At 35.6% G+C, this 25,716-nt stretch carries 22 protein-coding genes; 17 read left to right on the top strand and 5 right to left on the bottom strand.

What is annotated here, in order from left to right:
* Positions 1-96 precede the first annotated feature (96 nt).
* Together AC1VAQ_RS01190 and AC1VAQ_RS01185 are read left to right on the top strand one after the other, a co-directional pair.
* A complete protein-coding gene (locus AC1VAQ_RS01190) occupies positions 97-438 on the top strand; it encodes a hypothetical protein (RefSeq protein WP_479903391.1) in 342 nt (113 codons plus the stop codon).
* 92 nt (positions 439-530) lie between these two features.
* Positions 531-800 carry a hypothetical protein gene (locus AC1VAQ_RS01185; protein ID WP_479903390.1) on the top strand — a complete coding sequence of 90 codons (270 nt, stop codon included), beginning with the start codon at positions 531-533 and terminating at the stop codon, positions 798-800.
* Positions 801-843: 43 nt separating this feature from the next.
* Here the strand turns inward: AC1VAQ_RS01185 and AC1VAQ_RS01180 are convergent, their stop codons facing one another.
* Entirely contained in the window at positions 844-1,323 is a 480-nt protein-coding gene (locus AC1VAQ_RS01180; RefSeq protein ID WP_302598018.1) for a hypothetical protein, read from the bottom strand.
* A 235-nt stretch (positions 1,324-1,558) separates the two neighbouring features.
* Between AC1VAQ_RS01180 and AC1VAQ_RS01175 the strand changes: the two genes are divergently transcribed.
* The 6 genes from AC1VAQ_RS01175 (at position 1,559) to AC1VAQ_RS01150 (ending at position 8,855) form a co-directional block, all read left to right on the top strand.
* Complete coding sequence (locus tag AC1VAQ_RS01175; RefSeq protein WP_479903389.1) at positions 1,559-3,172, top strand: LexA family protein; 1,614 nt, start codon at positions 1,559-1,561, stop codon at positions 3,170-3,172.
* 195 nt (positions 3,173-3,367) lie between these two features.
* On the top strand, positions 3,368-4,921 hold the full coding sequence (locus tag AC1VAQ_RS01170) for a catalase (RefSeq protein WP_302598016.1): 1,554 nt from the start codon (positions 3,368-3,370) through the stop codon (positions 4,919-4,921).
* A gap of 108 nt (positions 4,922-5,029) precedes the next feature.
* Positions 5,030-5,260 carry a YgjV family protein gene (locus tag AC1VAQ_RS01165; protein WP_302598015.1) on the top strand — a complete coding sequence of 77 codons (231 nt, stop codon included), beginning with the start codon at positions 5,030-5,032 and terminating at the stop codon, positions 5,258-5,260.
* A gap of 419 nt (positions 5,261-5,679) precedes the next feature.
* On the top strand, positions 5,680-7,074 hold the full coding sequence (locus tag AC1VAQ_RS01160) for an ABC transporter substrate-binding protein (protein WP_302598014.1): 1,395 nt from the start codon (positions 5,680-5,682) through the stop codon (positions 7,072-7,074).
* A 99-nt stretch (positions 7,075-7,173) separates the two neighbouring features.
* Positions 7,174-8,016: a carbohydrate ABC transporter permease gene (locus AC1VAQ_RS01155; RefSeq protein WP_302598012.1), complete on the top strand. Its 843-nt coding sequence runs from the start codon at positions 7,174-7,176 to the stop codon at positions 8,014-8,016.
* A complete protein-coding gene (locus AC1VAQ_RS01150; RefSeq protein WP_302598010.1) occupies positions 8,016-8,855 on the top strand; it encodes a carbohydrate ABC transporter permease in 840 nt (279 codons plus the stop codon). The genes AC1VAQ_RS01155 and AC1VAQ_RS01150 overlap by 1 nt, the downstream gene beginning before the upstream one ends.
* A 448-nt stretch (positions 8,856-9,303) precedes the next feature.
* Here AC1VAQ_RS01150 and AC1VAQ_RS01145 read toward each other — a convergent pair whose 3' ends face one another.
* Positions 9,304-10,254, bottom strand: a complete 951-nt coding sequence (locus AC1VAQ_RS01145) for a TDT family transporter (RefSeq protein ID WP_479903388.1) — start codon at positions 10,252-10,254, stop codon at positions 9,304-9,306.
* A gap of 284 nt (positions 10,255-10,538) precedes the next feature.
* On the opposite strand from AC1VAQ_RS01145, the gene AC1VAQ_RS01140 reads away from it, so the two are divergent.
* From AC1VAQ_RS01140 to AC1VAQ_RS01105, 8 genes are all read left to right on the top strand, one after another.
* Positions 10,539-12,623: a molybdopterin oxidoreductase family protein gene (locus tag AC1VAQ_RS01140; RefSeq protein ID WP_302598008.1), complete on the top strand. Its 2,085-nt coding sequence runs from the start codon at positions 10,539-10,541 to the stop codon at positions 12,621-12,623.
* Entirely contained in the window at positions 12,620-13,033 is a 414-nt protein-coding gene (locus tag AC1VAQ_RS01135) for a 4Fe-4S dicluster domain-containing protein (RefSeq protein WP_302598007.1), read from the top strand. The genes AC1VAQ_RS01140 and AC1VAQ_RS01135 overlap by 4 nt, the downstream gene beginning before the upstream one ends.
* Positions 13,033-14,265: an NAD(P)/FAD-dependent oxidoreductase gene (locus tag AC1VAQ_RS01130; RefSeq protein WP_302598006.1), complete on the top strand. Its 1,233-nt coding sequence runs from the start codon at positions 13,033-13,035 to the stop codon at positions 14,263-14,265. Before AC1VAQ_RS01135 ends, AC1VAQ_RS01130 begins: the two co-directional genes overlap by 1 nt.
* A gap of 563 nt (positions 14,266-14,828) precedes the next feature.
* Positions 14,829-15,812: a LacI family DNA-binding transcriptional regulator gene (locus tag AC1VAQ_RS01125; RefSeq protein WP_302598005.1), complete on the top strand. Its 984-nt coding sequence runs from the start codon at positions 14,829-14,831 to the stop codon at positions 15,810-15,812.
* Positions 15,813-16,166: 354 nt separating this feature from the next.
* Positions 16,167-17,549 carry a PTS transporter subunit EIIC gene (locus tag AC1VAQ_RS01120; RefSeq protein ID WP_330697561.1) on the top strand — a complete coding sequence of 461 codons (1,383 nt, stop codon included), beginning with the start codon at positions 16,167-16,169 and terminating at the stop codon, positions 17,547-17,549.
* Between the two features lie 123 nt (positions 17,550-17,672).
* The gene (locus AC1VAQ_RS01115; RefSeq protein WP_302598004.1) at positions 17,673-19,133 is read left to right on the top strand and encodes a glycoside hydrolase family 32 protein; all 1,461 of its coding nucleotides are present in this window, start codon (positions 17,673-17,675) and stop codon (positions 19,131-19,133) included.
* Positions 19,114-19,509 (top strand): RDD family protein, encoded by a 396-nt coding sequence (locus AC1VAQ_RS01110; protein ID WP_302598003.1) that lies wholly within the window; start codon positions 19,114-19,116, stop codon positions 19,507-19,509. Before AC1VAQ_RS01115 ends, AC1VAQ_RS01110 begins: the two co-directional genes overlap by 20 nt.
* A gap of 46 nt (positions 19,510-19,555) precedes the next feature.
* Positions 19,556-20,527 carry a carbohydrate kinase family protein gene (locus tag AC1VAQ_RS01105; RefSeq protein WP_302598002.1) on the top strand — a complete coding sequence of 324 codons (972 nt, stop codon included), beginning with the start codon at positions 19,556-19,558 and terminating at the stop codon, positions 20,525-20,527.
* 135 nt (positions 20,528-20,662) lie between these two features.
* Here the strand turns inward: AC1VAQ_RS01105 and AC1VAQ_RS01100 are convergent, their stop codons facing one another.
* Together AC1VAQ_RS01100 and AC1VAQ_RS01095 are read right to left on the bottom strand one after the other, a co-directional pair.
* Positions 20,663-22,069 (bottom strand): VanW family protein, encoded by a 1,407-nt coding sequence (locus AC1VAQ_RS01100; RefSeq protein ID WP_302598001.1) that lies wholly within the window; start codon positions 22,067-22,069, stop codon positions 20,663-20,665.
* Between the two features lie 6 nt (positions 22,070-22,075).
* Entirely contained in the window at positions 22,076-22,759 is a 684-nt protein-coding gene (locus AC1VAQ_RS01095) for a hypothetical protein (RefSeq protein WP_303244043.1), read from the bottom strand.
* Positions 22,760-22,879: 120 nt separating this feature from the next.
* Here AC1VAQ_RS01095 and AC1VAQ_RS01090 point away from each other — a divergent pair, with 120 nt between their 5' ends.
* On the top strand, positions 22,880-23,815 hold the full coding sequence (locus AC1VAQ_RS01090; RefSeq protein ID WP_479903393.1) for an IS982 family transposase: 936 nt from the start codon (positions 22,880-22,882) through the stop codon (positions 23,813-23,815).
* Positions 23,816-24,321: 506 nt separating this feature from the next.
* Here AC1VAQ_RS01090 and AC1VAQ_RS01085 read toward each other — a convergent pair.
* Positions 24,322-25,704 carry a VanW family protein gene (locus tag AC1VAQ_RS01085; RefSeq protein WP_302597998.1) on the bottom strand — a complete coding sequence of 461 codons (1,383 nt, stop codon included), beginning with the start codon at positions 25,702-25,704 and terminating at the stop codon, positions 24,322-24,324.
* Between the last annotated feature and the right edge of the window lie 12 nt (positions 25,705-25,716).

The raw sequence follows: 25,716 nt of genomic DNA, 5'->3' as shown, positions 1-25,716 counted from the left end.
TGATGTTATTTTACATGACCTTAAAAAAACTGTCTAGTTAATTGTAACCTATCCAATCCTTACCTTGACCCAGAGCGTTATTATTCGATTAGCGATATGTTTACGGATACAAATGATAAGTTTGTATTTATTATTGATGAATGGGATTATATCTTTAATAATAAGCTTTTTGTAACCCATCAAAATGAGTTTTTAGAGTTTTTAAGAAATCTTTTAAAAGACCAGCCTTATGTGGCATTGGCTTATATGACAGGCGTATTGCCTATTAAAAAACATTCGAGCACTTCAGCACTCAATATGTTTGATGAATATACAATGTTAAATGATATGTTATATGGTGAGTATTTTGGATTCACAGAAGAGGAAGTGGGAGAACTTTGCAAAAACAGCATAAGGTTTCTTTTGAGGAAATCAGTCATTGGTATAATGGTTATATGAATGAGGTTGGCGAAAGAATTTATAATCCCTGATTAGTGGTGAAGGCGCTTTAAAATGGCAAGTGTATCAGCTACTGGACCAATACAGGTGCTATGGATGAGGTTGCTCAGTATCTGAAGTACAATACAATGGCTGTACGTGAAGATGTAATTAATATGGTAGCTGGATATGAACTGGATCTTGTGATTGACGAGGAATATCGTGCAGGACAAGGTGCACCAAGAAATAAGGAAGAAATCTATTCAGCCATGATTATATTAGGATTTCTAGCATACCATGATGGTTACTTAAAAATCCCTAATAAAGAATTAATGAGAGAATTTGAAAAAGCATTAGCAGCTGAATCTTTTGCATCAAAATAGAGGCGTTCTAGTTTGTGGAACGCCTCTATTTTGCGTGATATATTTAAATTTCTTCATAAGTATGTGTCAGTTCCTCTTCTTTTTCAATGAGTTCATTTAACCAATTCTCCACCTTTTCAAAGGCAGGTGGCAGCTGAGTTGGCGTAACGACAGGCAGTGAGAAGTTGGGGATGAAAATCATGGTTTTATCGGGATGATTGATGCCGAAGGCACGCATGGTCCGTGGTTGACGGTCTTTTGGGATGCTGTGAGCGTTGATGATTTTGATGCAGAGTTTGAGACAGCCGCAGGTTAATAGGTCATAAAAGTCTAGGCGGAAGATGGTGGTATCATGAAAGAGTGTGCGTAGGTGATTGAGGGATTCTGCGTTGAGGCTATAGAGATAGTAGAGGTAATTGTAAGTCCAGTAATCATAGTCATTTTGTGCCTTGTAGATTTCTTGGCAGATGAGATGACGTTCTTTGATAATATTTAAACGTGCATTTAGATAATCTTCGTATGTAGGTAAAGTTAGTGTATGCATAGATTCTCCCCCTCATTATAAAGTCTTAAAATAAGAATGGGTGAAGCAATAAATATTATTAAAGTATATGTGGTGTGAGACAGATTTATTTGTAGAAATGGACTTTTTAAGGAAAACCTTTCTTGCAAGTAGGGCGAGAAATTTGTATAATAATAAGATATGAAATATAGAGAAACACACTCAATCTATAGGAGCGGCAATAGGATAATCTATATCATTACATAAGGAGGTAAAAATGCTTAAGTTAACAAAAACGCAACAAAGATTCGTGACACAAAAGAATATAGGACAAGCAGTTATAAGAGGTGAAAAGGCTGCTGGCAAGACAGTTATGGGGATCGGACGTATGCTTTATTTAGCAAACCATAAATGTCAGCAAAATGAGCGTATTGCGTTTGTTGCAGTAAGTGAGGCAAAGTGTCAGGCAGCGCAGTCACTTTTTGAATCAGAATATAATATGCAGACCATGAGTCTATTTGAAGGCGAAGGTGTGAAGGTTGATATTTTAAGCATTGATGCCCTTATGATACAGTGGTATGAAAAGTTATTTGGCCCACTTACAGCTGAAATTTTAGATGAGATTCCAGTTGAAACTTTAAACGCAGTATTAAGTGATGTGAAGAAGCAATATCCAAGAGTGAAATTTTTAAATGAAGCGGGTATGGCTTTTATTTGTGATGAATTAAATTGGATAAATAGTTGTGGATATGAGACTTTAGAAGCCTATAGCAGAGCGGATCGTAAAGGGTGCATGATTAAACTTCCTAAAGGTGGTAAAGGGCGACTTGCCCTTTGGGCAGTGAAGGAAGCTGTGACACTTAGCTTAAGTAAGGAAAACAAAGTCTTAAAGTTAGCATTACAAGCGAAGGTTTTAAATAAACTTACAAGTTTATCAGTACTTAGTGAAGGGTATGCCCACATCATCGTTGATGATGCCAAAATGTTAACGAAGGTGCAGCTTCAAGTGATTAAAGCATTGTATCAACAAGGTGAGCTATTATTTTTAATGGATAAAAAGCCTTGTGAAAGTCGTCTGGCTTGGCTTAAGAGAGGTCAGACGTTTAAGCAAATAGGCTTTGATATGACAGGTCGCATTAGAAATCTAAGAGCTAAGGCGTCTAAGAAAAGTGGACTTAAGAAAAAAATGTTGGAGGTAGCCCTTACACCACTTGAAATATTCATGGCAGAAATGACACAAAAAGCAGCCACAGAAAAACAAGCAGTAAAACCACGTAAAAAAGGTGAAATGAATACGGCAAAAGCTTTACAAGATACAGAAGTGATGCCAAATCAAATGAATTTATTAGGGAACATCACACATAAGTTGCCAGACCAGTCACAAAGCAAATTGCCTTGGTATGTGGAAACTTACAAATATGTCAATAAGGTGACAGGAATAGAAACGATTTTCCAAAAAGATACAAGTGCGGGTGAAACTTATATTGATGAAGTGAAGCAGGAAGATGTGGAAGCTTTACCACTTTATTCATCAGATATTGCAGCAGGTGCGCCTATTGAGGTCGTAGAGGAAGGGAGCGAAAGTTTCGAGATTCCAAGTGAACTTTTACATCATAAACGCAATACGTATATGCTGCATGTACAAGGGGATAGTATGATTGAAGCCAATATTGATGACGGTGACTTTGTCGTGATTCAAGCTGGAGCAGTTAATAATAATGAGATTGCAGCTGTTTATTACAACGGTGCAACAACGCTTAAACGCATTGTACAGGAAGAAGACCATGTCCTTCTTGTCAGTGAAAATCCTAAATATCGCCCAATCGTCATTGAAGATGGTGATTTTAGGGTGATGGGAAAACTTGTAGGAATTATAAAACCTATTCTTTAATAAATTAAATAATAAATTAAATTTGATTCATTAAAGTGGAAAGGAGTGTCGTGATACTACTAGACAGTATTGCGAGACTCCTTTTGTATTTTTAAAGCGACCGATTTCGCAATTCTCCCTTTTAAGTTGTTATAATGTACAACGCCTCTATCATAAGATAAATAAGTATTAATTGATGCGTATTGGAGGTATGACATGCCTGAAGATACAGATAAAACAAGAATGGATAAAGCAAAGGTATTAACAAATACAGTGGGATTGCCTGTTACAAGTGACCTGGCATCTATGACCACTGGTAAGAAAGTAGGCTATACCGTATTAGCAGATGCCTACTTGCAGGAGAAGTTATCACACTTTAATAGAGAACGTATCCCAGAACGTGTGGTACATGCCAAAGGCGGCGGCGCACATGGCTATTTTGAAGTAACTAATGACTTGACCAAATATACTAAGGCTAAATTTCTAAATCAAGTGGGTAAGAAAACCCCTGTATTTATGCGATTTTCTACAGTTGGTGGCGAAAAGGGCTCAGCGGATACGGCAAGGGACCCAAGGGGATTTGCTATGAAATTTTATACAGAGGATGGCAACTATGATTTAGTAGGTAACAATACGCCAATATTTTTTATCCGTGATGGCATTAAATTCCCAGACTTTATTCATACGCAAAAAAGAAATCCTCAGACGAATTTAAAAGATCCTAATATGTTTTGGGATTTTTTGTCACTCACGCCAGAATCACTGCATCAAGTGATGCGACTATTTTCTAATTTAGGCACGCCTATGGGATTTAGACATATGGATGGATTTGGTAGTCATACGTTTATGTGGTATAACGAAAATGGCGATCATGTATGGGTTAAATATCATTTTTTAACAGATCAAGGTGTGAAAAACTTCACAGGGGCTGAAGCCGAAGCCATGGCAGGTGAAAATCCTGACTATGCAGTGCAAGATTTATATGATGCCATTGAAAGAGGGGACTATCCTTCATGGAGCGTCTATGTACAGATTATGCCACCAGAAGATGCAGCCACCTATAAAGTAGATCCCTTTGATGTGACAAAGACTTGGTATGAGTCTGATTATCCACTGATTCCATTAGGTAAGTTGGTATTAAATAAGAATCCTGAGAATTTCTTTGCAGAGGTAGAGCAAGTAGCTTTTGCACCAAGTCATTTTGTGCCTGGCATTTGGACCTCACCTGATAAGCTATTGCAGGCAAGACTTATGGCGTATACAGATGCCCATCGTTATCGTTTAGGGGCTAATGCGGACCTTATCCCTATCAATAAGCCACTTAATAAGATGTATACCACACAAAGAGATGGGGATATGCAAGTGGATGGCAATATGGGAAATGCACCGAATTATTATCCAAGTTCATTTGCGAATGTGGCAGTAACACCAAAGGCTGCGCCACCACCTGTACCTGTTGAAGGTGAAATTACGCGTCATGTCATTGATTCATCAGACATCGATTATGTACAGCCTGGAGAGTTCTTTAGAGACCACCTAGATGATGATGGTAAGGCGCATTTTGTTTATAACGTATGTGAAAGTTTAGGGAAGGCTTATCCCGCACTTCAATATCGTCAGACAGCCTTGTTTTATAAGGCAGATGAAACAATGGGAACGCTTATCGCTGATTGCTTAGGTTTAGATATGGCAGAGATTAAAAAACTTGCGGCAATGACACAAGAAGAACGTGTTGCAGCAACGATGCCAAGTGGCAATGAAATGGTTTAAAACAAAAGGGTAGAAATGGAAGATATGTGAAGTTGCTGTAAATAAAAAAGAAAGAATGTGGTATAATAATAAAGACTTGATTATAACTAGAAAGATAGGATGAGGAATATGTTGAATATACCATTAATTGAATGGGTAGGCTATGCAGCATCAGTAATGATTGCTATTTCACTTATAATGACTTCTATTGTAAAACTTAGAGTTATTAATACAATTGGCTGTATATTGTTTGTAATTTATGGTTTTTCAGTAGGGGCTTATCCAGTAGCTATAGTTAATGCCTTTATTATATTTGTTAACTTATACTACATTTATAAAATTTATCAGGAAAAGAAATGATTAAAAGCGATTTTAAAAGGCTTTGCCCTTTGAAATCGCTTTATTTGTATTTATAAAATTTATTGACTTTTTAGATGAAAGAATATATCATATATTTTAATAAATGAAAAATATTTTCTACCAGCTATAGCAATGATTATTTTTTTCACTATGTTTTGGAAACGATACCGGTATTAAGTTTCTAGAACAGAAGGAGGGAAGCAAAGGCATTAAGGAAACAAGGATAAAAAATTTATAAAAATTATGCAAAATAATTAATAAAAGACAAGCTATACATCATACAAATAGACAAAAGGATAAGGTGTCAAGAAGGAGACATATTTTTTAGGTATCATTTAGAAACGTTTCCAACGTCTGATAAAACAGGCTAAATGACAACTTAAACTTTTTAAAATTAATAGGCAGAGAGGGGAATTTTCATGAAAATGAAACGTATATTTAGTGCAGTATTAGGTAGTGCAGTAGCAATGAGCATGTTAGCTGGTTGTGGCGGTGGTACAACTGCTACAGAGGGTGGCACAGCTAGTAGCAGTGCAAGCACAGGAACTGGTGAAATTTACTTCTTGAATTTTAAACCTGAAATTGCAGAAATTTATGATAAAGTTGTTGCAGATTATGAAAAGGAAACAGGTGTTAAAGTTAAAGTTGTAACTGCTGCCAGTGGTACATACGAAACCACACTTAAGTCTGAAATGGCGAAGTCAGCACCTCCAACAATTTTCCAAATCAATGGTCCAGTTGGTTATCAAAATTGGAAAGATTACTGTGCAGACTTAAAAGATACAAAACTTTATAGTTACTTATCAGACCCAAGCCTTGCGGTAACAAGTGGTGATGGCGTTTATGGTATCCCATATGTTGAAGAAGGTTATGGTATTATTTACAATGATGCAATTATGCAAAAATACTTTGCACTGCCTAACAAAGCAGTAGATGTTTCAAGCATGGATCAAGTTAATAATTTTGATACCTTATCAAAGGTTGTAGAAGATATGACAGCTAATAAAGATGCATTAGGCATTGAAGGTGTATTCGCATCAACATCTCTTGGTGCTGGTGAACAATGGCGCTGGCAGACACATCTTGTAAATGTACCTTTATACTATGAGTTCTCTGAAGACACAAATTATGATAACTCTATTTTAGCTGGTCTTGCAGCTGAAACAATTGATTTCAAATACGGCGAGAATTATAAGAATATCTTTGATTTATATATTAATAACTCTTGTACAGCACCTGCAATGCTTAGTGGTAAATCTGTAGATGATTCTATGTCTGAATTTGCACTTGGTAAAGTAGCAATGGTTCAAAATGGTAACTGGGCATGGTCACAAATTAGTGGTGTAGAAGGTAACACAGTTACTGAAGACAACATTAAATTCTTACCTATTTACACAGGTATGCCAGGTGAAGAATCACAAGGCTTATGCATTGGTACAGAAAACTACTTCTCAATCAACGCGAAGGCTTCAAAAGAATCACAAGAAGCTTCAATTGCTTTCCTTGAATGGCTCTTCTCAAGTGATACAGGTAAAGCTTATGTCACAAAAGATTTAGGTTTCATTGCACCATTTAATACTTTTACAGATGCAGAAAAACCTGCTGATCCACTTGCAAAAGAAGTATTAAATTGGATGAGCAAAGATGGTATTAAAACAGTACCATGGACATTTAGCTGCTTCCCAAGTGAAGACTTTAAGAACACATTTGGTGATCAACTTGTTTCTTATGCACAAGGTCAAGAAGACTGGACAGCTGTAGAAACAGCCGTTAAAGATGCATGGGCAAGTGAAGTAGCTAATAAGGCTGAATAATTATCGCATGCAATCCTAATTTATTTTATAAATGAGTGGGTCAGGCAAAAGCCACTGGCTCACTCTTTTTTAAATTTTTTGCCTAGGAGGGGGACAATTATGGAGAAGATTTTAAAAAGGTATTTTCCGCTGTTTGTCTTACCGACACTTATTGCATTTACTGTAGCCTTTATTATTCCATTTGTATTAGGTTGTGGTCTTTCATTTACAAAATTTACGACTGTTGTAGATGCACAGTGGGTAGGACTTAGTAACTATGTAAAAGCTTTTTCAAACAAAGACTTTTTAAGCGCACTTTGGTTCACAGCTAGATTTGCTATTGTATCTGTTCTTTCAATTAATATTTTTGCTTTTGCCTTAGCATTGCTACTTACCAAAGGGTTCAAAGGCACCAATTTATTCCGTACAATCTTCTTTATGCCGAACTTAATTGGTGGTATTGTACTTGGTTATATATGGAAGCTTATTCTTAATGGATTTTTACAAAAATGGTCAGTAACATTAACATTTAGTCCTTCATATGGTTTCTGGGGACTTATCATTTTAATGAACTGGCAGATGATTGGTTATATGATGATTATCTACATAGCAGGTATTCAAAGTGTACCCGATACATTAATTGAAGCTGCTAAGATTGATGGTGCAACACCAGGACGTATTTTAAGAAGTATTACTATTCCACTTGTTATGCCATCTATTACGATTTGTATGTTCTTAACAGTTTCAAATGCTTTTAAATTATTCGATCAAAACTTAGCTTTAACGGCTGGTGACCCTGCCAACAGAACGTCTATGCTAGCCTTAGATATTTATAATACCTTCTATGGTAAAGTGGGCTGGGAAGGTGTCGGTCAGGCAAAAGCTGTAATCTTCTTTATCTTGGTTGCCCTCATTACATTACCGCAGTTATTGATTACAAGAGGTAAGGAGGTTGAGCAATAATGAATAAAAGCACAAAAAAAATCGGAGAATGGGCATTATTTGTATTCACTTTGATTTTAAGTATTTTATTTTTAATGCCTATTTTAATTGTTTTGATGAACTCCTTTAAAGGTAAGCTTTATATTAGTGATACACCATTTAAAATGCCAACAGCGGATACCTTCGCAGGGATTTCCAATTACATTACGGGGCTTACAAAAACTGGCTTTTTAAATGCTTTTGGCTATAGCCTTTTTATTACCGTGTTTTCTGTAGCCGTTATTGTTCTCTTAACAGCTATGACAGCTTGGTATATTACAAGGGTTAATAGTAAATTTTCAAAGGGACTTTATTATCTTTTTGCTTTTTCTATGATTGTACCTTTCCAAATGGTTATGTTTACTTTAACCAAGGTGGCAAATACATTAAGACTTGATAATCCAATTGGTATTATCTTTATTTACCTAGGTTTCGGTGCGGGGCTTTCAGCTTTCATGTTCTGTGGCTTTGTAAAGTCTGTTCCTATTGAAGTTGAGGAGGCAGCCTTAATAGATGGCGGTACACCAGTACAGACTTTCTTTAAAGTAGTACTCCCAATGCTTAAACCTATTATGATTACAGTCGCTATTTTAAATGCCATGTGGATTTGGAATGACTACTTACTGCCATATCTCATTATTGGTACAGATTATAAAACAATCCCAATTGCAATTCAGTACCTTAAAGGTGGTTATGGTTCAATTGATATGGGGGCTATGATGGCAATGCTTGTACTTGCTATTATTCCAATTATTATATTCTACCTCTGCTGTCAGAAATATATTATTAAGGGTGTTGCAGCTGGTGCAGTAAAGGGATAAGAAGAGCTGGTAAAAGTGAAGCGTAATAATGAAGCGTTAAAAAATAAATAAAAGTAAATGAGAATAAATAAAGATAAATAAAAATAAATGAGAATAAATGAAAATAAATAGAGAGAAATAGATGGTTGATATGTATAAAGTAAATGAAAAAGGTAACTCAAAAATGTACAAAATGCACATTGTAAACAAATGTCATTCATGTTAACATAAACATATCAACAAATCAAAGCGTTGAAACAATATTTTTTTAGTTGAAATGATTAAAGCTGAAGATGGCATTAATATTCCTTATATTTTAAAGGTGTGTTACTGATAATGCAGGCAAGACCTTAAATGGTAATAAGTTTTCTAATAGGTATATAGGTTTGGTATACATATACGCGCATCCCCTATATAAAAGCCTAAGAAAACGTACCATTTAGGTCTTGCCATTTTTTTTGATTAAAATCTAATGTGTTTTAGCAGAGAACATAACATAAAAGTTATGAAGGACAAAGGCAATAATAGCTGTTGTCATATAAATCTGGAAGCCAGCAAGTTGCGAGATAGCAGTGCCAAAGCCAGCAAAGCCTAAGGTGGTTAAGAAGGTACCTGTTTTTAAGGAAGCCACAATACCTATGGCCATAGGGAAGGTAAGACCTGCAAAACCAGGGTGGAATTTAAAGGAGAAGAACTTCTTGATATTAATGACCACAAAGACTAAGCAGCAGAAGACAATGAAATATAAAATATAAATTACAAGTGGTATAGGATTTGAAATTATATTAATATAACTTACAACGCAGAGGCTAGAAGGTGCAAGCACAATAGCTCTTGTATGATAGAAGCCATCTTCAATAGGAAATTTAAGAAGTCTATAAATCATAAAGGGCATGATGAGGATTAAAACAGCAATACCATAATAAACAATAATTGAACAAAGTTCAGGCATGTTCATAGGGGCACCAACTACACAAGATACCATAATACCATTATAAGTAACGAACCAGCTAGGAACGAAGGTTTTGATATTGACACCTTTTAATACATTTTTATAAGTGAAAATCAAAATGTGAAGGGCATGAATGATAATGGCAATAAGCCAAATCCCTTTACCAAGCCAAGGCATATAATCAAAAAGATAAGCACCTACCAGCATCATAATCATGGTGAAACCGGCATAAAGGCTGGCAGGCACAGTTTTCTGATATTCATCTAAGCAGGTATTAAAGCAAAGAATGATTTTAAGTAGATAGCAAAACCAAATGATGATACTGACCCATATTGTAAAGTGTCTTACCCAAGGAAAGCCTAAAGGATTTGCAAAAACATTACTCAGCGTAATGGCGCCTACGCATGTGGGCAAAATAGCTACAGGAAGTTTTGCAAGTCTATTTGTAAAAGTAGTTTCATTTGACATATATATACCTCCAATTTAATATTGCGTTAAGTTTAGTATGGAATGCTTTGTAAAAAGAAATACATCCGAATAGAATTAAAAATCTATATAGAGAAATCAACTAAAAACTTGAAATATACATGTAGGTAAATAGGTTTCTCTTAATGAGTTCACATGACTAAAAACTATGAATAACCAAAATTTATAAATGTGAAATCTATATTAAAGCATATTTCATGGAAAGATTGGGAAATTTACCATTAAAGTAAGAAAGCAAAGTAAGAAAGTAAGAAAGGTGAAGAAGAATGGAAGTTATACAATCTACATGTAATTATTGTTCTATAGGGTGTAATTTGGACTTTTTCGTGGAAGATGGGCATATTCAAAGGGTGAATGCAACACAAGATTATCCAGTCAATCATGGCTTTTGTTGTATTAAGGGCCTTAACTTAGATAAGCAAAATACAAAGGTGGATAATCCAGTACGACCACTTATAAGAAATGAAAAAGGTGAACTAGAGCAGATTAGCTGGAAGGAAGCCTTTGAGACTTTTGCAACAAGAATCAAGGCATTACAGGATAAATATGGCAGAGAAAGTGTGGCTTTTTTAAGTACAGGGCAGCTGACGACTGAAGAAATGGCACTTTTAGGTCATATCGGACGTAATTTTTTGGGGATGGATGGGGATGGAAATACAAGGTTATGTATGGCAACTTCTGTTGTAGCACATAAACAAAGTTTTGGGTTTGATGCACCCCCTTATACATTAAAGGACTTAGAACTTTCAGAAGTAATTATTTTTATAGGTTCTAATCCTGTTGTAGCACATCCTATTTTATGGGGAAGAGTGAAAAAGAATCCTAATCCTTATGTTGTCGTGATTGACCCAAGAAAGTCTGAAACGGCTTATAATGCAAACTTATGGCTAAATATCAAACCAAAGGGTGACTTATATCTTTTATATACTTTGGCACATGTCCTCATTGAAAAGGGATGGATTGATGAAGAATATATTGCCAGGTCTACAGAAGGATTTGAGGAATTTAAAGCATTTGTAAAGGATTATACACTAGAAGATGTGGAAGATGAAACGGGTATTTCAAAAGGACAAGTGTTAGAACTTGCGGCGCTTATTCATGCGCATCAGTATAAAGTATCATTCTGGTGGACAATGGGGGTTAATCAAAGCTATCAAGCAGTACGTACGGCACAAGCTATTATTAACTTAGCCTTAATGACAGGCAATATAGGTCGCCCAGGTACAGGGGCCAATTCTATAACAGGTCAGTGTAATGCCATGGGTTCAAGACTTTTTAGCAATACCACAGGTTTCTATGGTGGTGGGGAATATAGTGACCCAATACGCCGCAAACGCATTGCAGAAGTTTTAGATTTCCCAGAAGAAAAGCTGCCTACGAGGCCAAGCATCCCTTACAATCAAATTGTAGAGAAGATTAATAGCGGAGAAATCAAAGGGCTATGGGTAAATTGTACGAACCCAAGATCTTCTTGGATTAATAATGATGAATTTAGAAAAGCTGCAGAGAAACTAGAATTCTTAGTTGTCCAAGATATTTACCGTGATACGGATACAGAAAAGTATGCACATTTGATTATGCCGTCTGCTTCAGGTCTTAAAAAAGAAGGTTGCCTAATCAATACTGAAAGGCGTGTAGCTGCTATGCGACCTGTTTTACCAAAAGAAGAAAATGAATTAACAGATTATGATATTTATCTAGGAATCGGAGAAGCCTTGGGTATGGGGAAACTTTTAGATAAATGGCGCACACCTAAGGATGCTTTTGAAGTAATCAAAGCTTGCTCAGAAGGTATGCCTTGTGATATGACGGGGATGACTTATGAGATGATTACAAAGTCAAGAGGTGTACAGTGGCCTTTTAGAAAAGGTGAAAAACTAGAAGATGATCAAAGAAGACTTTATAGTGATGGGACCTTCTTCACACCAAGCGGCAAGGCAAAATTCATCTTTGAAGCACATCATAAGAATCCTGTACAGACCAGTGAAGAATATCCACTTATGCTTAACACAGGAAGAGGAACAGTAGGGCAATGGCATACACAGACGAGAACTAGAGAAATTCCACCTGTTCATGCCATTACAGTACCAGAGGCTTATGTCGAGATGCACCCTGCCTTAGGTGCGGCACTTGATTTAGATTTAAATGATGTGATTACGTTGCATTCTGCCAATGGTCATAGTGCAGATTTTCTAGTGAAGTTCTCAAGAAGGCTTAATATGGATGAACTTTTTGCGCCGATGCATTACCGAGAAGCCAATTATTTGCTGCCATCTGTTTATGACCCTTATTCTAAGGAGCCATCCTTTAAGAGTGCAGCAGTTCGTATTGAAAAGAAGGTGATTTCATGATTAGGATTCGTATTGAAAGGGAGAAGTGCATTGGGTGTCTCACCTGTACGACAGCTTGCATTGTTTCTCATGGTGGGGGTGATACCAGAACGCATATTACTATTGATGATAAGGGGCGTTATGCACCTATTTTCTGTAGACACTGCGATAAGCCAGAATGTACGTATACCTGTATGAGCGGTGCTATGAGAAAAGATGATGAAACAGGCATGGTGATATATGATGAATCACGTTGCGCCCATTGTTATATGTGTATTATGAATTGTCCTTATGGTGTCTTAAAGATGGATGTGCAGACAAGCTATGAGGTGATGAAATGTGATTATTGCAGAAATACAGAAGCTGGAACGCCGCAATGTGTGGCAAATTGCCCAGCTGGATGTATTAGCTTAGAGGAGGTGCCAGATTAATGCGTTATGTCATAATAGGTGGTTCAGCAGCAGGTATAAGCTGTGCCAAAACAATTAAAGAAATGGATAAAGAAGGCGAGGTTATTTTAATTTCTAAGGACAAGCATATTATCTCACGCTGCATGCTGCATCAGTATTTAAGTGGTGAAAAGTCTTTAGAAGCGCTCAACTTTGCAAATCCCGGAGACTTCTTTACAGCTTATGACATCACTTGGAAGCGTGGATGTGAAGTCACAGCAATTGATGCTAAAGCACATACGGTTACATGTAGGGGAATAGAAGAAGAAACCATAAGCTTTGATAAATTATTACTTGCCACAGGGGCCAATTCATTTATTCCACCCGTAGAAGGCTTAAGAGAGGCAAATCATGTTGTAGGCTTTCGTAATATAGAAGATGTAGACTTTATAAAAGAAAAGTTAGGTAGTATCAAAAATGTCGTCGTATTGGGTGCAGGACTCATTGGTATGGATGCTGTAAGCGGATTATTGCCTTATGATGTGAAGGTAAGTTTGGTGGAAATGGGCAAACGTGTCCTACCACTTCAATTAGATGACTATACTTCAGACCGTTATTATGAAGCATTTAGTCAGTTAGGTGTAAATATTAAGTTAGGTGTAGCGGCACAAAAGGTTATAGTGGATGAAAATAATAATCCGACAGGTTTACTTTTAAATACAGGAGAAATATTACCTTGTGAACTCATCATTGTAGCAACAGGTGTTAGAGCCAATGTAGAGGTGATTAAGGCTGCAGGTATTGAATGTGATCACTTTGGCTTAATCATCAATGCAAAGGGAGAAACGAATACCAGAGATATTTATGGTGCTGGGGATGTAACAGGACGTAATCCAATATGGCCTAAGGCGATTAAAGAAGGCATTGTAGCTGGCAATAATATGGTAGGTAATGAAATCTATATGACGGATTACTTTGCATTTAAAAATACAATGAACTTTATAGGGATTCCAACACTTTCACTGGGTGTAGCCATAAAGCCAAATGAAAGCTATAAGGAAGTCGTTCAAACAAGGGGTAGAGATTATAAGAAATTCATTGTAAAAGACGGTAAGGTTTATGGCGTTCTTTTGCAAGGAGACCTTTCTTATGCAGGCGTATTAACACAGCTTGTACGTTTTAAAATGAATATTGAGGGCATTGAAAGGCCTATAGTGGATATTGATTACGGTGATTTCTTTAATATTAAGCAGAATCAAGAATATACGTATTAAATAATCATTGTTCTTAAGCATACACGAAGGTTCAAGTTAACAGAAGGAGATGCTTACGGCATCTCCTTTTTATAAAATAAAATGTAATAGAATGAATTAGGCAAAGAACATGAAGTGCATGTAATGAGAAAAATAATATAAGAGTGCATAAAGTAAAGAAAATAAATAAAAAGTGAGTACATAATAGATTGTTAAAAAAATAACTACCTGTACTTGTCAAATACTAGGGGGTATGATAGGCTTAGAAAGTAGCTTTATAAGCGTTTTATAGTAAGTATAAATAAAGCATAAAAAATATAGAGAAACCAACTAAAAACTTGAAATATGCCTATAGGTTAATAGGTTTCTCCCAATGATTTCACATGACTCAAAACTACGAATAACTAAGTTTTACAAATGTGAAATCTATAGAGAAACCAACTAAAAACTTGAAATATGCCTATAGGTTAATAGGTTTCTCCCAATGATTTCACATGACTTAGAACTATGAATAACTAAGTTTTACAAGTGTGAAATCTATAATAAATAGAACATAAAATAAATATAGATTATAAGGTGAGAAAATGAATATTACACAAATTGCAAAGTTAGCTGGGGTATCGAGTGCAACGGTATCGAGGTTTTTAAATGATGGTTATGTGAGTGCGGAGAATAGGGAAAAAATCCAAAAGATTATTGATGAAACAGGTTATATTCCTTCTGCCCATGCCAAAACATTACGTACAAATAAAACAAATGTGATAGGGGTTATTTTACCTAAAATCAGTTCAGCAGCAGTAAGTAGTATTGTAGAGGGGATTAGTACACAGTTAGGCAAAACAGGTTATAATGTGCTACTTGGGAATACGGATTTAAATATTGAGAAGGAAATAGAGTATTTAGGACTGTTTAAAAATAAGCAAGTAGATGGGATTATTTTTGTAGCAACTATATTGACGGAGAAGCATTATGAAGTGTTAAAGACAATTAAAGTGCCAATTGTGATTGTTGGACAAGAGGTAGAAGGTTATAACTGCATTTATCATGATGATTTTGGCGCAATGTATGCTTTAACGAATGCATTTATTGAAAAGGGGCATCATAAGTTAGCGTACATAGGAGTTACTACAGCTGATAAGGCAGCAGGTGAAAGTAGACGATTGGGATATGAAGCAGCGCTTAAAGCACATCAGTTACCAATAGATGAAGCGCTTATACAAGAAGGTGCCTTTTCAATGACTTCAGGATTTGAAAAAATGAAGGTTCTGCATGAGAGTCATAAGGAAATCGATGGCGTACTGTGTGCAACAGATCAAATTGCTATAGGTGCTATGGAATATATGAAAGAAAGTTGGCAAGAAAGACTTGATACAATGAGCATATCAGGTATAGGAAATACGCAATCATCTAAGGTGGTAACGCCGAAACTGACTTCTGTAAAATATTATTATGAACAAAGTGGCGAAGAAGCGGCTAAGATGATTGTTGCAGCACAAGAAGATGCCGCAGAGCCTATTCAAAAGATAAAGCTTGGTTTTGAACTGAAGGTCAGAGAAAGCTTAAGATAGATTTAAATAATGTTTGAATATATAAAAAATAAAAATGTACAAAATGCACAAAAAGAGTGGCTGTTTTTGTGGAAAAATAGATGTTTACAACTTTGTGTATAAAAATATATAATGATTGTAGACAATATGAAATCGATAACACATGCATATATAAGTAAAGTTTTACTAAAAGTAGATTTATAGAGAAATCAGCTAAAACCTTGAAAGGTACATCTAGGTCAATTGGTTTCTCCTAATGATTTCACAGTACTAAAAACGATGAATCACTAAATTTCATCAATGTGAGGTCTATAAAGCTTTACTTATATATTTTTACAACATGTGAAATCGATAACACATACATAGGAGGAAAAAATGGACTATAAAAAGACAGCCGAACTCATCCTTGAAGGAGTAGGTGGCACAGACAATTTAGTATCAGCAGCACATTGCGCAACAAGACTTCGCTTAGTGATTGCTTCAAATGAAAAAATAAATAAAGAAGCCATTGAAGATGTAGAAGGTGTAAAAGGGGTATTCTTCGCATCAGGGCAACTTCAAGTCATCATTGGGACTGGAACAGTTAATAAGGTATTTGAAGAATTCTCTAAATTAACTGGTGGTAAAGAAGTTTCTAAAGAAGAACTTAAACAAATCTCAACAGCTAAAACAAACAAGTTCCAACAACTTATTAAAACATTAGGAGATGTATTCGTACCTATTATCCCTGCAATCGTTGCCAGTGGATTATTAATGGGACTCACAGAAGCGATTACATTCTGTGCCAATAATGGCTTCCTTAATATTGATCCAAACACATCACTTTTAGTATTTTTAAGAATGTTTAGTAATGCAGCCTATACATTTTTACCAATCTTAATTGGTATGAGTGCAGCAAAAGTATTTGGCGGCAATATGTTCTTAGGGGCTGTAATTGGTATGATTATGGTACACCCAGATTTACAAAATGCTTGGACAACAGCAGATGGTATTGCTTCGACGCAAAGCGTATGGTTTGGTTTATATGAAGTGCCAATGGTAGGTTACCAAGGCAGTGTTATACCAGTAGTTATTTCAGTATGGATTATGAGTAAGCTGGAGACTAAACTTCATAAAATCGTACCAGAAGTTATCGATTTATTCGTTACACCACTTGTTACAGTATTAGTGACAGCGTATTTAGCGCTTTCAATGATTGGACCAGTATTCGTATTCGTAGAACATTCATTCTTAGATGGTATTCAACAGCTTCTTACATTACCATTTGGTCTTGGCGGAGCTTTAGTAGGTGGAATTTATGCAACAACAGTTGTAACAGGTATTCACCATATGTACACAATTATTGATATGGGACAAATTGCACAATATGGTTATACATATTGGCTTCCAATTGCTTCAGCAGCAAATATCGCGCAAGGTGGTGCAGCGCTTGCAGTTGGTGTAAAAACAAAAAATGCAAAATTAAAAGCTTTAGCATTCCCAGCAGCACTTAGTGCAATGCTTGGGATTACAGAACCAGCAATCTTTGGTGTAAATATTAGATATATAAGACCATTTATTGGCGCTTCAATTGGCGCATTTGCAGGTGGACTTTATGCTTCACTTGTAGGACTTGGTGCAGCGGCAACGGGTGTAACAGGAATCTTCGGAATCCTTCTTCACTTACATGCACCACTTCAATATATCATCCTCTTTGCAATCTCACTTGGGGTGTCATTTGCGGCAACTTGGATGTTAGGATTCAAAGAAGAGAAATAGTTAGATTTTTTATAAGTAAATGAGATAAGTCATATATATAAATGAAGGAGGTGTTGCATTAGTGGGAAAGGCTTGACTAATGTAACACCTTTTAGAGCGTAATAAGAGAGGGAGAAGGCGAAAATGAATGCATTACAGAAAGATTTAAGAAAGTTAACATTTTTAATAGAGGAGAAGGAATCGGAACGTGTAAAAAGTGACCCGTATGCACTTAAGTTTCACTTAATGCCGAAGGTAGGATGGTTAAATGACCCAAATGGGCTTTGTCAGTATAAGGGAGAGTATCATGTATTTTTCCAGTACGCACCTTTTGATGCTGAAGGTGGGCTTAAGTTCTGGGGCCATTATACAAGTAAGGACCTTATAAATTGGCAGTATAAAGGCACTGAGCTCTTTGCTGATCAGCCGTATGATTGTCATGGGGTTTATTCGGGCTCTGCTTTGGTTGAAGAAGATAAAATGTATTTATACTATACAGGAAATGTAAAGTATGCTGGAGATTATGATTATATTAATGCAGGAAGAGGACATAATACAGTACTTGCTATAAGTGAAGATGGCGTAAACTTTAAACATAAACAACTGATTATGGAAAATGCAGATTATCCAGAAAATATGAGTTGTCATGTCAGAGACCCTAAGGTATGGAAAGCTGGGGATACTTATTACATGGTACAAGGCGCAAGAGATCAAGAATCTGTTGGACAGGTGATAGTATTTGCCTCTTCTGACCGTGTGAACTGGAAAGTTGAAAATATCATTAAAAGCAAAGAAAAGTTTGGTTTTATGTGGGAATGTCCAGACTATGTTGAGCTAGCGGGTGAGAAGTTGCTACTTATATCACCACAAGGTATTGCAGCGGAAGGGATTAAATATCAAAATATCTATCAAAGCGGCTACTATAAGGTACAAGGTGATATTACAAAAGCGGGATACAGTTTAAGCGAATTTGAGGAATTAGACCGCGGCTTTGATTTTTATGCCCCACAAACATTCGTAGACGAACAAGGCAGAAGAATTTTAATCGGTTGGATAGGACTTCCTGATATTCAGGACTTATATAGCAATCCAACAACGCAGTATGGCTGGCAACATGCCCTTACTGTACCTCGTGTACTTACAATGAAAGAGGGCAAATTACATCAAAATCCAGTTGAGGAGTTAGAGGCTTTAAGACAAAATGAAGTAAGCCTTCAAGTAGAAGAAGAAGCAATGCTTCAAGTAAAGGAAACATTCGAGCTTCAAGTAGAGATTGAAAAATTAGAAGGCGATTTAAATATTACCCTTAGAGAAGGGACAAGCTTATATTATGATGCTAAGGAAAAAGTGTTTAGCTTAAGCTTTGATGCTTGTGGATTTGGTAGAGATAAGCGTAGCGTAAGCCTAGAAAAACTTACAAGTTTAAGAGTACTTGCGGATACATCTGCACTTGAGATTTTCTTAAATGAAGGTGAAGAAGTATTTGCTTCTCGTTTCTATCCAAATAAAGAAGCACTTGGTATTCATCTAGAAGGTAAAGGGCTTAAAGGAAGCTTAAAATTATGGGAAATGAAGGCGATGAAAATTGAAGACCAAACTAAGTAGTCGTATAGGCGCATTACTTATTGATAATATATGTATTTATGCTTTAGGTTTAGGGATGCTCACGCAAGTGGGGTTACCGAGGGAGAGGGCATTGGTGATGATAAGTTTTATCTTTTTAGCTTATGCAATCTTAATGCCTACCTTTTGTAAAGGGTATCAATTTGGCAAGTATATACTCGGCATGAAAATTGTTACAGATACTTACGAAGACCCTAGCTTTGTTAAGCTACTGATAAGAGAAATCAGTAAAATGATTTATGTGATTCCTTTTATCGGTATAGGATTTATTCTTGTTTCACAATTTTTAATGAATAAACGTGAAGATGGAAAGACACTTCATGATATAATTGCAAAGACAAGAGTTATAAGGGTGTAGTAGATTAATAAAAAATAAGATAGACATTGGAAAAGAGGGATTTAGAATGAAGAAGATTTTTGCAATTGGTGAAGCACTTATTGATTTTATTCCAAGTCAAAAGGGATGTGCTTTAAAGGAAGTTGTAAGCTTTGAACGTGTAGCGGGTGGGGCACCTGCTAATGTATGTGGCGCAATTGCTAAGTTAGGTGGTCATGCGGGCTTTATTTCTCAATTAGGAGAAGATGCTTTTGGTGAGTTTATTATAGATGAGCTAAATGAGGTAGGTGTGGATACAACACATATCTTAAGAACAAAGGTAGCGAATACAGGACTTGCATTTGTGTCTTTAAAAGAAGATGGCAATAGAGATTTTTCATTTTATAGAAATCCAAGTGCAGACCTCCTTTTAAGCGCAGATCAAATTGAAAGAGAATGGTTTAAGGATTGCTATGGCCTTCATTTTTGCTCAGTAGATTTAGTGGAATCACCGATGAAAGGTGCACATCAAAAAGCCATTGAATATGTACTAGACGAAGGCGGACTCATTAGTTTTGACCCTAATGTCCGTTTACCGCTGTGGTCAAGCCCAGAAGCCTGTAGAACAGCTATTTTAGAGTTTTTACCATTTGCCCATGTGATTAAAATTTCAGATGAAGAGTTAGAATTCATTACAGGTGAAACCAATATTGCAGTAGCACAGGAAAAATTATTTACTGGTAATGTTGAAATGATTATTTATACAAAAGGTGGAGAGGGTGCAGAAGTTTTCACTAAGACAAAACATGTTACGATTCCAGGAAATGTTGTAAAAGTAATGGATACAACAGGTGCGGGAGATTCATTCATTGGTTCATTCCTCTATGAATTAGGCAGAGACCATGTGAGCGTGAATGACATCAAATCATTAAGTGAAGAAACACTTAGAGAATACTTGAGCTTTGCCAATGACTATGCAGGATATAGCACATTAGGTAAAGGGGCGATTGCATCTTATGCCACACTTGAAGAAATTACAAAGTTTAGAAGCGAAAAATAGGGAGTAGGGCATAGAACCCTAGATAATTTAAAGATATAATGTAAAAGGGAGTATTACCATACTTGTTAAAGCGTGTGGTAATACTCCTTTTGCATATCGCAATTAGTTGCTGTGATAATATGTATAGTATTGGTTTTATGTACCTATTTTATAGACGGTTGGAATAGCGGCATAGGTATCGTGATAAAGAACACGTGTCTCACTTAAGGTACCTTCTGTATAAGTTTCCCTAGAAACCTTCACTTGATAACCTTCACTACCTTTAGAGACTAACTGCGTCGTGCCTTTTGAAAGGCTAGAGTCAGCAATATATTTAGTTGTACTAGGTAAGGTTTTAAGTAATTCACTTTTAAATTTATAGGTGGTATTTAATAAGTCCTTATTAGAATAAATATCGACATAAACTTTGTTAGAGTCTGTATAAGCAACAATATAAAGTGGATATTGATGCGTATTAGTAAATTTGAAATCAATATTTCCCCAGTCAATAGTTGCATCTAGTCCTAATGGAACATAGCTAGAAGGCCTAGAATGAGGGCGACGTTCTGTAGGTAATATGCCAGTATGTAATATAGCGTTGTAGAGCGTCGTAGAAACTTGACAAACGCCACCGCCTACCCCCTTAGTAGGTTGTGAATTAACAATAACGGTAGCATAGGTATAGCCTTTATCTAAGGTGGTATTGCCAAGTATTTCATTGTAGCTAAAGGTTTCTCCAGGCATGAGTAGTGTGCCATTAATGTTCTTGGCAGCTATAGCAATATTGATATCACTGCCCGTACCAGGTGTAAAGCTAGTTGAGAACGAAGAAACAAGGGTATCTACAGTATCTAAGCTCGACTTTGTAATAGCTGGCGCAATTGATGATGAAAAGGGAGAAACATCTACGACAAGTGGTGTAATAGTTGTTCTCTCTTTTGGCGCCTCCTCTTGCAGCTCACTTAAACAAGCTTCAGGTGTCAGTAGATTATAAATAGACTGTATCACTGCACTTTGATCGATAGTAACGCCAGATTTATCAGCAGTTCGTTCAATCTTTCCACTAGGGCTTATGGTCAGACTAGCATTTTGACTATCGCATGAAGCAAGTGTAGTAAAGCGGTGAACGAAGTCATTAATAGCATCTTCATTATAAATAAAGCTTACAGGAAACTTTTTGGTCTCTTTTTCAGTAAGCAGTTTATAGCCTTCAATGAAAGAAAGATTTTCATTATAGTCAAAGGCTGTTTTGAGTACATCAGTAATATTTGAACCTGTAATTAAGTTAGAAATAGGTATTTCTAAAGATGTATCTTCTAAATTTAAAATAAGGTCAGTATTTAAAATGTCTGACATATAATGCGCTTGAACACGTTCATATGCTGTTTCCCATGATATATTACCAATAGGAACCTCCCCGATATAAATATTTTTAAATACTTTATTTTTGTAACTTGCAAACTCTAAAGAAGTACCAATAAGAGCACCTAAACTAAGGGCACCTATGGTACAACCTAATTGAAAAATAAAAACTCTATAGTTATTTTTTATATTGTTAAGCATGTCTTATTATTTCTTAAAAAACTCCAGGATGTTATGAATACGGTTTGATTCACTCATTACTAATGTTGTTTCTTCTTGAATAAGAAGTTCTCTATACTTGATTTGTTGATGATAATCAGCAATGCGGGCAGAAAGATATTCGATTTCTTTCTTAAGGTTTGCAATATCATTTAAGTTTGCAGTTGTAAATTCATTAATAAAGTGATTGAGATGTGTATTGCGCGTTTCACCATCTGCTAAAAGTTTATTGACATCTATGGCAGATGCCTTAGCAATATTATCAAGGGTAGTTTTCTTAACAAATTCAGGTAATTCTGATGGTAAAGCATGAATTAAATTTTCAAGTAAAAATACTGTTTCAGTAGGTGCAGTGTCACCTAAATTGCAATGCACATAAACATCTTCAATGCTATAAGCATGGTCATATACACTAGGCGATTGCGTTGTTTCACTAGATGTCGTATTTGGTGTTTTGTTATAATCTGACATTATTTTTTCCTCTTGGGCAGATTCTATGGATGGTTCGATAGCATCTGGTACTTGTTCTTCCGCGACAGTAGGGGAAGGTGTAATCTTTTCAGATGATGTCATCGGTGTTAAGTCATCTTGATTACTGGCAGTAGGTGTTGATGGCTTTTCATCCTTTTCTACTAACTTATATTTTTCTAAGATTGACATCATTTTTCCCATGTTTTGGTCCTTTCTTAAAGCAAATTTTACGAGTTGTGCTAGTTAAATTTACAAGTAGAATAAGCTCCAAGCATGTGATATCTTACCCTTACACTAAAACTAAAAATGGGGGGACATCACATGTTAGAGCTCAAATATTATTCTGTCCATAAAATTGAAGATTTAAAAGAATTTTTTCTAGTTTGTTACGTTATTATTGATGACATTTATCAGCAAATTATCCCTGATCATATTAAATTTAGGCGTAATTATACTGAAGCTAAGCTATCCGATAGTGAAATTATAACCCTTGCCATTGTTGGTGAAATTCATGGTATGCCATCTGAAAAAGCTTGGTTTAACTATGTTCACAAAAATTTCAAGGACCTATTTCCTAATCTAGGGCATCGTACACGTTTTAATCGCACTAGAAGAAATCTTGAATCTGTTATTAATGCAATCAGAAAGGAAATTTGTAACTATATCGGTTACAACCATTCTGATATTTACATTGTTGATAGTATGCCTATTCCTGTATGTGGCTTTGGTAGAGCCCATTTTTGCAAGCGATTTAAGGATATTTCATCTTATGGTTACTGTGCATCTAAAAAAGAAACTTATTACGGCTTAAAACTTCATGCGGCAGTTACTTTAGAAGGTTATATCACTGATATTGAAATAACAGCTGCAAATGTAGATGACAGGGCAATTCTTTGGGAGATGTTTCAATCGACTTACCAACCTATTGTACTAGGTGATAAAGGTTATATTGGTGATGAACTTGCTCAAAATTTAAAGAATGAAAAGGGCTTGACACTATTAGCCTTAAAACGAAATAATAGTAAAAATCCTTATCCAAAAGACTTGAGAAATTGGATTAGTAAACATAGAAGACGTATTGAAACGACCTTTTCTCAGTTAGCTAATCAATTTCATATTAATGAAGTACTAGCAAATTCTCTTAGTGGTCTAAAAGCTAGACTTCAAAGTAAAATCCTAGGACATAATATCTGTTGTTTCATAAATAAATGTCTTGGTAATCAGGCAACTACACAGATTAAACATTTAATATTTTAATAAATGAACTACTGTTTAATTATTGCAAGGATATTATAATTTCTATAATTACCATATTTATCCTTTACATAATTAAAGATTAACTAGCACATGTCGTAAATTTTATAAAATTTTACATATGATATATGTACCTAATAATGTACCTACAATAAAGATGATTATGAAGGAAAGTATATAATAAGCAGCCCCAGTAAGTTTATAGGATTTAAACTTAACCCACTCATTAACCCCTAAAATTAATACATTTACCAATACTAAAGTGATTAATAATCCTAAGATAAGATATAAAAATATCATTTTACCAACCTCTATTGTATGTTTTATCGTAATTTTTTTACAAAGATATTATATAATAATTATCAAAGCATAGCAATATATTTACAATGCTGTCATAAAATGACAATCACTTTTGTTTACGTTTTTTAGCCCTTAAAAAACAAGGAGATATCACGAAATTTATTTCGCGGTATCTCCTTGTTTTTAATATAGATTTCATATTTATAAATTTATGACCCTACCTTATAAATAGTAGGAACAGCTGCATAAGTATCTTGATAAAGTGTAGTTGTATCAATTAAAGCTCCATTTTGATAAGTTTCCCTAGAAACCTTTACCTGATAACCCGTGGCACCATTAGAAACAAGCTGCGTTGTACCAGATGGCAGGTTTGGATCTTTTATGTATTGTGTCGTACTTGGCATGGTGGTAAGTATTTCACTATTTAATTTATAGGTTGTAGAAAGTAAGTGCTTATTAGAGTAAATATCTACATAAACTTCACAAGCTGTGGTATAGGCTACAATATAGATGGGATATTTAAGCGTATTTGTAAACTTGAAGTCAATATTTCCCCAGTCAATCGTAGCATCTAAACCTAATGGCACATAGCTAGAAGGCCTAGAATGGGGCTTACGTTCTGTCGGTAATATGCCAGTAAGTAAGATCGCATTATAAAGAGTTGTAGAGACTTGACAGACGCCACCACCTACCCCTTTTGTTGGCTGTGAATTAACGATAACAGTAGCATAAGTATACCCCTTGTCCAAAGTAGTATTGCCAATCGCTTCATTGTAGCTAAAGCTTTCGCCGGGCATGAGTAAGGTGCCATTAATCGTTTTTGCAGCCACAGCAATATTGATATCACTTCCAGTTCCAGGTGTAAAACTTGTAGAGAAGGAAGCAACGCGGGCATCAATTTGATTTAAGCTTTCAGCAGTAAGATGGGCTGGAAGCTTGGTAGTAAAGGTAGCAATATCTAATAAAATAGGTATATTAGAGGCTGCTACATGTAAAAACTGTAATTGATTGATACATGTGTTAGGTGTAAGTAACTTATAAATTGCATTTTTTACTGCTAATGAATCAATTATAATACCAGAAATATCAGGCGTTTTGAGCATATCACCCGTACTGGTGATGCGAATTTTAGCATCCTTACTAGGCCTAGAAGCAAGTGCAATAAATTCATCAACAAATTGATTGATGGCCTCCTCATCATAGATGAATTCAACTTCAAAGGTTTTAGTATCTTGATCAGTAAGCAGTTTATAACGCTCTATAAGTGAAAGATGTTGACTATAAGCAAAAGCTGTTTCAATAAGCTCATTAATATTGGTGCCAGTAATAAAAGAGGCAAGTGGTATTTCAAGCACCTTATCTTCAAGTGTCAAAGCAAGTTTAGTGTTTTGTGACATATAATGAGTATTTACACGTTCATAAGCTGTGTCCAAAGATTCACTGCCAATGGGAACATCTCCAATAGAAATGTTTTTAAATACTTTATTTTTATAACTTGCAAACTCTAAAGAAGTACCGATAACAACACCTAAAGCAAGTGCTATTATTGAACAAACTAATTGAAAAATAAAAACGCTATAATGTTTAGTCATCCCTTTAAGTCG

This window comes from Cellulosilyticum sp. (assembly GCF_982396655.1).
The sequence above is the reverse complement of the archived record's forward strand: the minus strand, read 5'-3'. Positions and strand labels throughout refer to the sequence as shown.